The organism is Rhodococcus sp. SJ-2, assembly GCF_053750035.1.
This window is the reverse complement of record NZ_CM132340.1, coordinates 169,651-182,053: the sequence shown is the minus strand read 5'-3', so window position 1 is coordinate 182,053 and position 12,403 is coordinate 169,651. Positions and strand designations below refer to the sequence as shown.

The 12,403-nt window shown below is 65.8% G+C and carries 13 protein-coding genes; 10 read left to right on the top strand and 3 right to left on the bottom strand.

Features of this window, described 5'->3' with window-relative positions:
- The first annotated feature begins 27 nt into the window (after positions 1 to 27).
- A complete protein-coding gene (locus tag ACSYG9_RS00890; protein ID WP_440125425.1) occupies positions 28 to 723 on the top strand; it encodes an MspA family porin in 696 nt (231 codons plus the stop codon).
- A 7-nt stretch (positions 724 to 730) separates the two neighbouring features.
- Here ACSYG9_RS00890 and ACSYG9_RS00885 read toward each other — a convergent pair whose 3' ends face one another.
- Both ACSYG9_RS00885 and ACSYG9_RS00880 read right to left on the bottom strand, forming a co-directional pair.
- Positions 731 to 2,206, bottom strand: coding sequence for a phospho-sugar mutase (locus ACSYG9_RS00885; protein ID WP_454840750.1), 1,476 nt, complete (start codon positions 2,204 to 2,206; stop codon positions 731 to 733).
- Entirely contained in the window at positions 2,203 to 3,042 is an 840-nt protein-coding gene (locus ACSYG9_RS00880) for a purine-nucleoside phosphorylase (protein ID WP_440125423.1), read from the bottom strand. Before ACSYG9_RS00880 ends, ACSYG9_RS00885 begins: the two co-directional genes overlap by 4 nt.
- Positions 3,043 to 3,106: 64 nt before the next feature.
- On the opposite strand from ACSYG9_RS00880, the gene ACSYG9_RS00875 reads away from it, so the two are divergent.
- From ACSYG9_RS00875 to ACSYG9_RS00835, 9 genes are all read left to right on the top strand, one after another.
- Positions 3,107 to 3,805 (top strand): enoyl-CoA hydratase/isomerase family protein, encoded by a 699-nt coding sequence (locus tag ACSYG9_RS00875; RefSeq protein WP_454840749.1) that lies wholly within the window; start codon positions 3,107 to 3,109, stop codon positions 3,803 to 3,805.
- Positions 3,806 to 3,868: 63 nt separating this feature from the next.
- The gene (locus ACSYG9_RS00870; protein WP_440125421.1) at positions 3,869 to 5,029 is read left to right on the top strand and encodes an amidohydrolase; all 1,161 of its coding nucleotides are present in this window, start codon (positions 3,869 to 3,871) and stop codon (positions 5,027 to 5,029) included.
- Positions 5,026 to 6,186: a M20 family metallopeptidase gene (locus tag ACSYG9_RS00865; protein ID WP_454840748.1), complete on the top strand. Its 1,161-nt coding sequence runs from the start codon at positions 5,026 to 5,028 to the stop codon at positions 6,184 to 6,186. Before ACSYG9_RS00870 ends, ACSYG9_RS00865 begins: the two co-directional genes overlap by 4 nt.
- Before the next feature lie 131 nt (positions 6,187 to 6,317).
- Positions 6,318 to 7,559 (top strand): histidine kinase, encoded by a 1,242-nt coding sequence (locus ACSYG9_RS00860; protein WP_440125419.1) that lies wholly within the window; start codon positions 6,318 to 6,320, stop codon positions 7,557 to 7,559.
- On the top strand, positions 7,556 to 8,212 hold the full coding sequence (locus ACSYG9_RS00855) for a response regulator transcription factor (protein ID WP_454840746.1): 657 nt from the start codon (positions 7,556 to 7,558) through the stop codon (positions 8,210 to 8,212). The genes ACSYG9_RS00860 and ACSYG9_RS00855 overlap by 4 nt, the downstream gene beginning before the upstream one ends.
- Before the next feature lie 87 nt (positions 8,213 to 8,299).
- On the top strand, positions 8,300 to 9,514 hold the full coding sequence (locus ACSYG9_RS00850; protein WP_454840744.1) for a glycosyltransferase 87 family protein: 1,215 nt from the start codon (positions 8,300 to 8,302) through the stop codon (positions 9,512 to 9,514).
- Positions 9,511 to 10,614, top strand: a complete 1,104-nt coding sequence (locus ACSYG9_RS00845) for a glycosyltransferase family 4 protein (protein ID WP_454840742.1) — start codon at positions 9,511 to 9,513, stop codon at positions 10,612 to 10,614. The genes ACSYG9_RS00850 and ACSYG9_RS00845 overlap by 4 nt, the downstream gene beginning before the upstream one ends.
- A 107-nt stretch (positions 10,615 to 10,721) precedes the next feature.
- Complete coding sequence (locus tag ACSYG9_RS00840; protein ID WP_454840741.1) at positions 10,722 to 11,366, top strand: hypothetical protein; 645 nt, start codon at positions 10,722 to 10,724, stop codon at positions 11,364 to 11,366.
- A complete protein-coding gene (locus tag ACSYG9_RS00835; RefSeq protein ID WP_454840739.1) occupies positions 11,363 to 12,037 on the top strand; it encodes a hypothetical protein in 675 nt (224 codons plus the stop codon). Before ACSYG9_RS00840 ends, ACSYG9_RS00835 begins: the two co-directional genes overlap by 4 nt.
- Positions 12,038 to 12,043: 6 nt before the next feature.
- Here ACSYG9_RS00835 and ACSYG9_RS00830 read toward each other — a convergent pair whose 3' ends face one another.
- Positions 12,044 to 12,256, bottom strand: a complete 213-nt coding sequence (locus tag ACSYG9_RS00830; protein ID WP_440125414.1) for a DUF4287 domain-containing protein — start codon at positions 12,254 to 12,256, stop codon at positions 12,044 to 12,046.
- Positions 12,257 to 12,403: the final 147 nt, after the last annotated feature.

Below are 12,403 nucleotides of genomic sequence, written 5' to 3'. Positions count from 1 at the left end.
ATTACCTCTGCGGAACAGGGAAATGCGATGCGCAACAGACTGTCCTACGCATGTAAGAAACCAGCTTTCCGAGTGGCCGTACTCGGTGCGGCCGCGGTTCTCGGAGTGTTCGCCAACCCGGCAGCCGCGAGCGCCGCTGTCGACAATGCGAGGGTCCTTCCGCTCGACGGTGGCCGCGCAATCGAAGTGGCTCAGGCCGACACGTCCATCCAGTGGTACCCCCCACTCGACAGCTCACCGCTCAGCGTCGAATTCTTTGCCGACGGAACGACAACCGTCCGGATCACCGGGTACGAGGCGGCTCGAGCGACGGGGACGAAGCTTACCGTCGGGTATCAGATCGGCTATCCGGCCGCGCTTCCCGGCGCGGTCGCCCACGTCGTCACCCCGGGGCTGAACATCGGCGGAGACAATACCGCCAACCTGGGTGTGGAGATCATCCCCGACCTCGCGGTGGGCGTCGATCTCGGTACCGCGACCGGCTGGGACGCCTCGATCATCCCGGAACAGGAACTGGAGGTCGACCTCCAGCCTGGCGGTATCACCGACATACCGATCATCGAAGATCACCAATTCGACGGCGACACGGCCACAGTGCGGTTCGCGGGCATCCACGGTTCGGTCTCCGGTGCGCTCGGTCCGGTCACCTTGCGGCCGTATGCGAAGGCGGTGACCTCCTCCAATGATGTCGTCGTCACCTATGGTGCACCGCACCGCTTCTGACGCGCGCCTACTCGGGAATCAGGCCGGTTGCCCAGTGGCGTAATGCCTCCAGCGAGGCACTCGCGGCCTCGCGATCGCCGCCTCGGGACACGGCTTCGAGGTAGCACTTGAGCTTCGGCTCGGTGCCCGAGGGCCTGACCACCACGCGGACCGTGTCGCCCTCGAAAGCGAGCGCGTCGGTGTTCAACGGCCCCGGGTCGGCGGCGAAGTCGGTCACGGTCACCGGTTGCGATGCCAGTTCGGACGGGGCGCAGTGCCTCAACCCGGACATGATCGTGTCGATCTGTGCGAGATCGGCGACACGGAACGACACCTGGTCGCCCACGTGCACCCCGAACTCGCGATGCAGGTCGTCGAGTGCATCGACGAAGGTTCGATCCGATGCCTTCAACTCGGCCGCATAGTCGGCGACCACGACCGCCGTACCGATTCCGTCCTTGTCGCGCACGAACTCGGGATCGACGCAATGCCCGATCGCTTCTTCGTACGCGTAGACCAGACCCTCACCGGCGCGGGCGAGCCATTTGAAGCCGGTGAGAGTCTGGGCGAATCGGGCTCCGCGCGCGGCAGCCAGCGTGCCGAGCAGCGTCGAGGAAACGATGGTCGTCGCCACGAGCGACCCGGCCGGTGCGTTCTCGAGGATGCGGTCGCCGAGCAGCACACCGGTTTCGTCGCCGCGCAGCATTCGCCACCCGGACGCGGTGGGCACTGCGACCGCACACCGGTCGGCGTCCGGATCCAACGCGATCGCAATGTCGGCGTGGACGTCTGCGGCGAGGTCGAGCAGGGCGTCGACGGCCCCCGATTCCTCCGGGTTCGGGAACACGACCGTCGGGAACGCGGGATCGGGTTCGAACTGCGTGGCGACGACGTGCACATCGGTGAAGCCTGCCGCGTGGAGCGCAGCGACCGCGGTTGTGCCTCCGACGCCGTGCAACGGCGTCAACGCGATTCTCAGGCTCCGGTACGGCGAGCGTGGCAGCGTCGACACCCGCGCGAGATAGCGGTCGACCATGTCGTCGCCCGAGGTCGTCACTGCTGCACGAGGAACCGAGTCGGCCTCCGGCGTGTCGTCGATCGCTGCCTCGATCTGTCTGTCGGCCGGCGAGACGATCTGGGCTCCTCCCGCCAGGTACACCTTGTAACCATTGTCGGACGCCGGGTTATGTGACGCGGTGATCTGTACTCCTGCAACCGCATTCATCTCGCGAACGGCGTATGCGGTGACCGGGGTCGGAAGCGGTCGGGGGAGGGCGACGACGTCGAACCCGGCGGCGGCGAGTACCTCGGTGGTCGCGGCGAAGAACTCTGCGGATCCGGTGCGCGCGTCGCGCCCTACGACTACTGCGCCGCCGCGGCAGCCCTGCTCGACCAGCCATGCCGCGAGGCCCGCCGTCGTGCGCACGACGGTTGCGACGTTCATGCAGTCCGGTCCGTCGCCGACGGGTCCGCGCAGCCCTGCTGTCCCGAACCGGAGGGTCATGACCTGGCTGCCAGGTCGCGCAGCAGATCACCCATGCGGATCGCAGCGTTTCGCCCTGCGGCGAGGACCTCCTGGTGGTCGAGGGGGGCGCCCGTGATGCCCGCCGCCGCATTGGTGACCAGCGAAAGTCCGAGGACGCGCGCCCCTGCCGCACGCGCGGCGATTGTCTCGTGCACCGTCGACATGCCCACGAGGTCCGCGCCGAGCACACGCAGCATCCGGATCTCGGCGGGAGTTTCGTAGTGCGGCCCGGGCAGACCGGCATAGACGCCCTCGGGCAGCGTGGGGTCGATCTCGCGGGCGAGTGCGCGCAATTCGGGGCAGTACGCGTCGACGAGATCGACGAACTGGGCTCCGACCAGTGGTGATCGTCCGGTGAGATTGAGGTGGTCGGAGATGAGCACGGGCTGTCCCACCTCGAATTCGGGATCGATGCCACCGGCCGCGTTGGTCAGGATCACTGTGTGGGCTCCCGCCGCGACCGCGGTGCGCACCGGATGGACCACCCTGCTCAGGTCATGGCCCTCATAGGCGTGGGTGCGTCCGGCGAGAACGAGCACCGCCTTCTCCCCGACCGTGAACGAGTGGACGGTACCGGGGTGCCCGGCAGCGGTGGGAGGTGCGAAGCCGGGCAGGTCACTCATCGGGATGCTCGCGTTGGGTTCGCCGAAGCGGTCGACGGCGGCGCGCCAGCCGGAACCCAGGACGACGGCAATGCTGTGCGCGGTGATGCCGGTGCGTTCGGCGACGACGTCGGCCGCGGTCTTGGCTGCTGAGACAGCATCGGCTGCGGCCTTCGCCGCGGCGGCGGGATCGAGGATCTCGGGGGTTTCCATGAGGTCAGACCCTATCGGCACAACAGAAGTTACTCACGAGTAAGGAAGGGGTATTCTCGTGGTCATGCCATACCTCGAACGTGACGGCGACGTCTTCGTCCTCTATCTCGGCAACCAGGGCGAAGAGATCAACGAGAACCGATTCCACCCCGACATGCTGACCGAACTGCACCGCAGGCTCGACGAGGTCGAGGAGCACGAGGGCCCCACCGCCCTCGTCACCGCCGCAACCGGGAAGTTCTGGAGCAACGGCCTGGACACCGACTGGATCTTCGGCAACTTGGCGGACCTCCCCGGTTATCTGGATTCGGTGCACGAACTCTTCGTGCGGCTCCTGACCTTCCAGGCACCCACGGTCGCGGCCGTGCAGGGCCATGCCTTCGGAGCGGGTGCGATGCTCGCCCTCACCCACGACTTCCGGGTGATGCGCGCCGACCGCGGTTTCTGGTGCCTGCCCGAGGTGAACCTGAACATGCCGTTCACCGTCGGCATGTCCGCCCTGATGCGCGAGCGCCTCCCCATACAAACCGCGGTCGACGCGATGACAACGGGCCGCCGGTTCGGGGGCGTCGATGCAGTCGCCGCAGGCATCGCCGAGCAGCACGTGGACGGCGACGGTGTCCTTGCCGCCGCTGTCGAGAAGGCGGCGGCACTGACCTCGACGCGGGGCAAGAATCTGGGCGGAATCAAGCAAGGGCTGCATGCACCGCTGATCGAGGCACTCCGGACGAAGACGGACGAGTCGAACTTCCGCCTGGGTTGACCACCCGACAGGATCGCGTGGCATCGTCGAACACGCCTGTCCGAACATGACAGACTGGGCAATGTGACGACCGAATCCGACAGTGCGATCGAAACTGTTTCAGACAGCTTGATCGCACTGTCGCATTCGATCCACGCGGAGCCGGAACTGGCGTTCGACGAGCACCGAAGCGCCGCCAAGATCATCGACGTTTTGCGCGACGCCGGGTTCGAGGTCCGCACTGGCGTCGCCGACCTCCCCACCGCATTCGATGCCCGATACGGCAGCGGTGAGCTCGTGCTCGCGTTCTGCGCCGAATACGACGCGCTCCCCGGCATCGGGCACGCCTGCGGACACAACATCATCGCGGCCGCGGCGGTCGGTGCAGGAATCGGACTGGCCGCGCTCGCGGACGAACTCGGCGTGACCGTGCGTGTGATCGGCACTCCGGCCGAGGAAACCGGGGGCGGCAAGGTCCTCATGCTGGAGCGGGGCGAGTTCGACGGTGTCGGTGCCGCCCTGATGGTCCATCCGGGTCCCTTCGACATCACCGGGGCCACCTCGCTCGCACTCGCCGACATCGCCGTCTCCTACATCGGACAGGAAGCGCACGCCTCCGCGGCACCTGAATACGGGCGCAATGCGGCCGACGCCGCGACCGTCGCGCAGGTCGCGGTAGGTCTCATGCGACAGCACCTGATGCCGGGACAGCAGATCCACGGCATCGTCAGCGACGGTGGGGCAGCACCGAACATCGTGCCCGGGCACTCCGAGATGCTCTACTACCTGCGCGCGACCAGCGCAGGCCTGCTCGACGACCTCCGCGAACGCGCCGGACGCTGCTTCGAGGCCGGCGCCCTCGCCGCCGGCTGTACCCACAGCATCCGAACCGTGTCACCCACCTACACCGAACTCACTCCCGACCCGTGGCTGGTGCAGGCATATCGTGAAGAGATCATCGGTCTAGGGCGCGTACCGCTGCCCGTCGAAGAGGAAGGGTTCCGCCCGCTGGGCAGCACCGACATGGGAAACGTGACGAACGTCGTGCCAGGAATACACCCCGTCATCGGCCTCGACTCGGGTGGCGCCGTCACACACCAGGAAGCATTCGCGGCCGCGTGTATCACCGAGTCTGCCGACCGTGCTCTCCTCGATGGCGCTCGTGCACTCGCCGCGACCGCAGCCCGAGTTGCCATCGACGCCCCTCAGCGTGCGCGGCTGCTCGAAGGGGCGGGCCGCCGATGAACCCCTACGTGGAGAAGTGGCTCGACGAGCACGGCGGCGATCTGATCGCGTGGCGTCGCCACATCCATGCGAACCCCGAGTTGGCGAGGCAGGAGTATGCCACCACCGAACTCGTCGCGACCGAGCTGACCGCTGCCGGACTCGCACCCAAGGTGCTCCCACGGGGAACCGGTCTGATCTGCGATCTCGGGCCGAAGGACGGGCCACGCATCGCCCTGCGCGCCGATATGGATGCCCTCCCGCTTCAGGAGATGACAGGTCTTACCTTCTCGTCGACCGTTCCCGGCGTCTCGCACGCGTGCGGGCACGACGCACACACCACCGTGTTGCTCGGGACGGGTCTGGCGCTCGCGTCGGTTCCCGAACTCCCTGTCGGTGTCCGGCTGGTGTTCCAGCCCGCGGAGGAAGTCATGCCCGGTGGTGCGCTCGATGTCGTCGCGGCCGGAGGTCTCGACGGGGTGTCCAGAATCTTTGCGTTGCACTGCGACCCGCGGCTCGAGGTCGGCAAAGTGGGGATGCGGGTCGGGGCGATCACCTCGGCGGCCGACACCATCGAACTCGTGCTCGATTCACCCGGCGGGCACACGTCGCGTCCACACCTGACGGGCGATCTCGTCTACGGGCTCGGCACCGTGATCACCGGACTCCCCGGTATGCTCAGCCGGCGCATCGATCCGCGGACCGGCACCGTCATGGTGTGGGGTGCGGTCAGCGCGGGCAAGGCCCCGAACGCCATCCCACGCACCGGCATGCTCGCGGGTACCGTGCGCACGGGCGACCACGAGACCTGGGAGTTGCTCGAACCGATGGTCCGCGAGATAGTGCACGGCCTTCTCGCTCCCACTGGAGTGAGCTACGAACTCCACTACCGCCGCGGTGTCCCGCCCGTCGTCAACGACGAAACTTCCGCGCGGATGTTCGAGGATGCCATTCACGCTGCCGGCCCCGGCATGCTCTCCGATACGCCGCAATCCGGCGGCGGGGAAGATTTCTCGTGGTACCTGGAACAGATCCCGGGTGCGATGGGGCGGCTCGGCGTGTGGTCGGGGTCGGGCCCGGAACTCGACATCCACCAGCCGACGTTCGATCTCGACGAGCGGGCACTCCCTGTGGGTGTGCGGGTACTCACCAACCTCGTGCTCGGCTCGGCCGTATAGCTCCTTCGCGAGGCGAACCCCTCGCGAAGGAAATAGCTCTCCAGAGGGATGTCCGACAGCGAACACTCGCTCTAGTGTCGGGTGTGCTCCATACGAGATCGAGGGCGGCCGCCGCGTCGTCACGTGTCCGGGTGGTCTCCCGTGCCTTGGTCCAGGCCGCTGTCGAGGCGTGGACACCGGAGAGGTCGTACGCTCCGCTGCGCCCGCGCGGGCCCAGCGGAACGATCGGACTCGTCGGCTCCGTGTTGTTGCTGACCGTACTGTTCGGCACGTCGGTCGGGCAGCTGACCGACATGGTGCCGTGGGTCGTGGCCGCGTACCTGCTCGGGGCGGTACAAGTGCTTCCGCTGGTGTTCGTGTTCGCGAGCCCGCTGGTGACATGGCAGCTGATGACCTTCGGATTTGTCGCGGGCACGGTCTCGGGACTGGTCCAGGACGAAGTTGTGCCGTGGCCGGTCGCGAGTTGCATCTCGGCGGGCGTGGCACTGATCGCACTCGCGTTGGGCCGGCCGCTTCGGATGGTATCGGCAGCAACATCGACTTCACTGATCCTGGTCGTCCTTCCTGCAATGTGGACGGTCGGCCTGCCGCTGCATGCGGTGGCGATGATCGCTGTTGCCGCCACGGGGATCGTGGCTGCCGGCACGGTCTTTCGGCGGCTGCGCGCCGCCGAGACGCATCTGGTCGTGGAACGAGGCCTGCGCCGTGAGCAGGAACACCGCGAAGCCATCACCCGCGAGCGCACTCGTATCGCGCGAGAGCTGCACGACGTAGTTGCCCACCACATGTCGATGATCGCTGTTCAGACACAGGCCGCGACGTTCACGCATCCGGAGCTGCCTGTGAGTGTCCACCGCACATTCGACGATATCCACACGGCTGCCGCGACCGCGTTGACCGAGATGCGCAGCGTCGTCGACGTCCTCCGAGAGCCCGAAGCCGAGGGCGGATCGGAAGCCCCCGTACTCGACCGGCTCGACGACCTGATAGCGGGCTGGCGCGGATCGTCGGGGAGGCAGGTGGACGTGTGCATGGTCGGCGCGCCGGAAACCGTGCCGCCGGAGATCTCGTCCGCGATGTACCGCATCGTCCAGGAAGCGCTGACCAATGCGCATCGGCATGCGGCCGGGCAGCCTGTGACCATAGAAGTTCGGATCGCTGCCGGACGCGCGCGTCTCACGGTGCGTAACGCCATCGTGTCCGGTCACTCGGTGCACGACGGTGGTGGGCACGGGTTGATCGGAATGCGGGAGCGAGCCGCAGCGTACGGGGGCACCGCGGAGATCGGTCCCGACGATCGCGGACGGTTCGTCGTCGATGTCGGGTTCGATTATCCTGCGGGAACACACGACGAACTCGGGGAGAAGCGGTGACGATTCGAGTGGTCGTGGCCGACGACCAGGCACTCGTCCGTGACGGAATCGCCGCGGTTCTGAACTCGCAGAACGATATCGAAGTGGTGGGCAGTGCCGCGGACGGTACGGAAGCAGTCGAACTCGTCGCGGCACTGGAACCCGATGTCGTGGTCCTCGACATCCGGATGCCCAGGCTCGACGGTATCGGGGCAGCGGAAGCGGTACTCACGCGACCGGACAATCGCACCCGGGTGATGATGCTGACCACGTTCGACCTCGACGACTACGTCTACGATGCACTGAGTCTCGGGGCAAGTGGATTCCTGTTGAAACAATCGCCCGCATCGGACTTCATCACCGGGGTCCGCACCGTCGCGGCGGGGGAGTCGATGCTCGCACCGTCGGTGACCACCCGTCTGATCGCCGAATTCACCAGGCGCAGGGGCACTGCGGTCGTGGAATCCGTTCGGGCGTCGGTGTTGACGCCGAGGGAGCGGGAGGTCCTGCAGGTGATGGCGCGCGGCATGTCGAACCCGGAGATCGCGTCGGAGTTGTCGGTGGCGGAGGAGACGGTGAAAACCCACATCGGCCGGATTCTCGGAAAGCTGGGCCTGCGCGACCGGACCCAGGCGGTCGTGTTCTACTTCGAGCATCTCCAGGGGCGAGTCTGACCGAGCTGCTGTAGCTCGATCGAGCTAGATCGAAAATCGCTGTCACAGGGGATGTTCGGGTGACTCTACCGCCGTAGCGTTTCCCGCATGCTTCTCGAGCACGCACATTATCGCCGCCCGGTACGTTTCGTTCCGGCGGCTTTCCTTGCTCGCCCTTGGGTTCTGATGTACGGGGCCATGTCCGTGGGCACTTTCGCTTACGCGGCACTCACACACTTGCATCCGCATCGTGTATGGGCTTTGTGGGCAGTCGCCGGATACGTGGTCGCGGCCATGCTTACGGTGAAAGGACGCATCACGGCAGCTGCCGTGTCCGCCGCGATCGGTGCTGTTCTCGTGCCGGGAACGGCGTTGATCGCGACGAACACCGCCCAGCTCGAGGTGTCGGTGGTCGCAGAGTCGGCCGCATCTCTGGTCGCAACGGGTAGCCCTTACGCTCCGGATCCGTCGGTGCTCGACCAGTACAACCCGTACGGCCCGGCGATGACGCTCTTCGGCATACCCTCGCAACTGTTCCCGGAGAACAGGATCGGTGACCCGCGAATCTGGTTCGCGCTGTTCTTCGTTGCGTGTGTCCTGCTGACCGCGAAGATGATCCTGGCGCGGCCGCTCACGCACCACTCCTGGGTCCGGCTCACTGTGCTGATCGCGTCACCGGTGATCGCACTGCCGATGGCAGTCGGCGGAGTCGACCTTCCGGTTGTCGGTGCGGCGCTCCTCGGTCTCGCGGCGGCGACCCGAGGGCGCGTAGCGACGACGGTGGTCTCGTTCGCCTTCGCGTGCGCTCTCAAACCGCTCGCGGTTCCGGTCCTCGTGGTCGCACTCGCCCTGCTGGCTACGCGCCATGGCGGACGAACAGCCCTGTCTGCAGGGTCGGCGTGTGCGGCGCTGGCAATAGTGTTTCACGTTCCGGCCTTCACCGATCCGGCGGCATTCGTGCAGCACACTTTGTTCTTTCCGCTCGGGCGCACGGATGTCGTGACACCGGCCGGACACTCGCTCGTCGGTGGAGCACTCGCTCGTCTGGTGTCGTACGGCGCGACGCTCGCGTTGGTCGTTCTGGTCGGGGCGGGGATCTGTGCCGCTGTCATGCTTGTGCGGAATCCTCCGGACTCCTTCGTGCGCGCCGCCGGGTTCGCCTCTGTCGGCCTCACGGTCCTCTTCCTGCTTGCACCCACTTCCCGGTTCGGGTACTTCGTCTACCCGCTGATGCTCGGTGGAGTTGCCGCAGTGATCGCCCTCGAATCGACCTGTCGCCCGAAGCGGGCACCAGTGAATATCATTCGGGCGGCGGCGTGGTGAACACGCAGAACCGCATCCTGGTCGTGACCAACGATTTTCCTCCCAGGCTGGGTGGTATCGAGACGTTCGCGTTCGAGATGGTACGTCGTTTCGATCCGTCCGACGTGGTCGTCTATACCTCTGCGGAACCCGGCGCGTCTCGGTTCGACGCCCAGATGCCGTTTCGGGTGATCCGAGATCGTTCGCGCATGCTTGTCCCCACTCGTCGTGTGGCACGGACGGTGCAGTCGATCGCGGTCGCGCACGGGTGTGATCGTGTCTGGTTCGCCGCTGCGGCCCCGCTCTCGTCTCTTGCACACTCGCTGCGTGAGGTGGGTGTGAAGCGCATCGTCGCATCCAGTCACGGGCACGAAACATGGTGGGCAACATTGCCACCGACTCGGGCATGGTTGCGGCACATGGCTGGCAGTGTGGATGTCTTCACGTATATCAGCGATCACACCGCGGCAGCGCTGCGACCTGTCGTGCCCGACCGGACGTGCTTCACGCAACTGCGGCCGGGTGTCGACCCCGCCCTGTTCGCGGTGCCGAGTGGGCATGATTCCGATCGGACACGGCGAGCTGTGATCGTGTGTGTTGCGAGACTGGTGCGCAGGAAGGGGCAGGACGCCTTGATCCGGGCGATGCCGATGATCCGTGACCGTCACCCGGACACCCGACTCGTGCTGGTCGGCGACGGTCCTCGACGTCGTGACCTGTGGACGCTCGCCCGACGGCTCGGCGTATCCGATGCGGTGACCATCGAGGGTGGTCTTCCGCACTCTCAGATCCCCGCAGTGCTCGCTGCGGCCGACATCTTCGCGATGCCGTGCCGCACCCGAAGGGCCGGGCTCGAGGAGGAAGGTCTGGGCATCGTGTTCCTGGAGGCGTCCGCAGCAGGGCTGCCGGTCATTGCCGGCGACTCGGGCGGTGCGCCGGAAACGGTCCTGGCCGGAGCTACAGGTCTCGTGACAGCGAACGATGCGGAATTGTCGAAGGCCCTGCTCATGCTGCTCGAGGACTCCGACGCCGCTACCCGAATGGGCAGCGCCGGACGGGAGTGGGCGAAGAATTGGACATGGGACGCCACCTGGAAGACACTCGCCGGTCTCCTGGAGTGAAGCCGACGCGGAGGTGCATGAAAGTTGACCGTTGGTTAAGAAAGGCTTACCTTAGGAGCCGTTACGTCACCTCACGAGCGTCATGCTCGACCTAACGGAAGAATCCTGTGTCAGCACCTGAACGCATCGCTCCCGACCCAGGCGAATCTGCCTCCGCCGCACTCGCTCCGGTCCTACGAATCACCATGGGCTCCGACAACCTCGCGGGTGGTGTCCACGGTGATCCTCGACTCGGCGAGGTCGACATCTACCGCCTGCCGAGCATCGACCTCACGTCGGTGCGCGGCCTGATCATCGGCGGAGGGTCCGATCAGATCTTCCTCGAGCGAAACAAGGACCTGCTCACCGAGTTCGTCACCTCGGGTGGCCGGGTCGCGGTCATGGGGCACGTGCTCACCGGCTTTCTTCCGGGGCTGGGTGTGTGGCGCAAGCTGGCGTACACCGGGCCGAAAGACCTGGCGATCACTCTCGGCGACCCGCATCCCGTCTGGGACGGCATCGATCCTGTCGATCTGAGTACCCGCAAGGGCGTCACCGGGTTCTACGCGCGCGGCTACATCGACAAGATTCCGGAGGACGCCCTGGTCACCACCCGGATCGGACGCCACGCCCTCCCTCTCGACTACGTCTATCCCCTGGGAGAAGGTCAGGTGCTCGCGCACGGCGGCAACGACCTCACCGGCTGGGCGAACGACCCCAACAGCTCCTCGAAACTGACCACGCAACTCATCGATTGGCTGGTGCAGCGGTGACAACCATCGAACCCTTTGCTCGCACCGACCGCGCCTTCCGGAGTGGCAAGCGACTCGCAATCGTCCACGGCGGCACCTACTACCACCTGCAGACGATGAAGGACCCCGCTGTATTGGCATACCAACCGGACTTCCTCTATCTCCCGGAACTCGACGATGGTGATCTGGACGGATACGACACCGTCATCATCGGTGAGCGTCTCCATCCGGAACTCGTCGCGAAGAACGCCGCGCAGTTCAGATCTGTGGCCGAGCGCGGCGCCACCGTTGTCGCCCTCGGTGAAAGCGGCGCCCACTACTGGCTTCCGGGTGTGCAGTGGGAACAGCGACCCACGAATTTCTGGTGGTGGCTCACGAAAGAGGATCCGATGATCCGCACACGCAGCCACGACCACGAATCGTGGCAGTACCTGACCTCGAAGTCGGTCATCTGGCACCACCACGGCATCTACAACACCGATGCCGACGTCGTGCCTTTGCTCGTGTCGGAAGAGCCCGACGCCGAAGGTAATCCGCACGACGCAGGCATGATGCTGTACGAGGACACCGTCACCACCGCGGGCCGCATCATCGCGACCACACTTGATCCGATGTACCACCACGGCAGCAACTTCATGCCGGGCGCGACCCGATTCCTCTACGCGCTCCTGCGTTGGGTCGACAACACCTGAGTGCGGCTACTGAGCTCCGGGTTCCTTCAGGGTATGGGCCACAAGCGCATTCGCGTGACCGTGGCCCATACCATGATCGGCTTTCAGCCAATTCACGAGCTCCATGTGTTTCGTCATATCGGATGAGCGGATCAAGGTCTTCCACTCTTCGATCGGGCGGCCGTATTTCTTCTCGATCGATGGGAAATACGATTCGGGGCCCTTCGTCTTCTCGGTCATGATCGAGAGGTTAGCGGTTGGGGATGACACAGAATCACGGGTTGACCGTATCCGCGCCAGCGCATGCATGGTCATCGGGGGACGGCGAACGCACGTTGTCGTTCCAGGTGGTCACCTGCTCGCGGTTCTCGACATCGACACCATGGA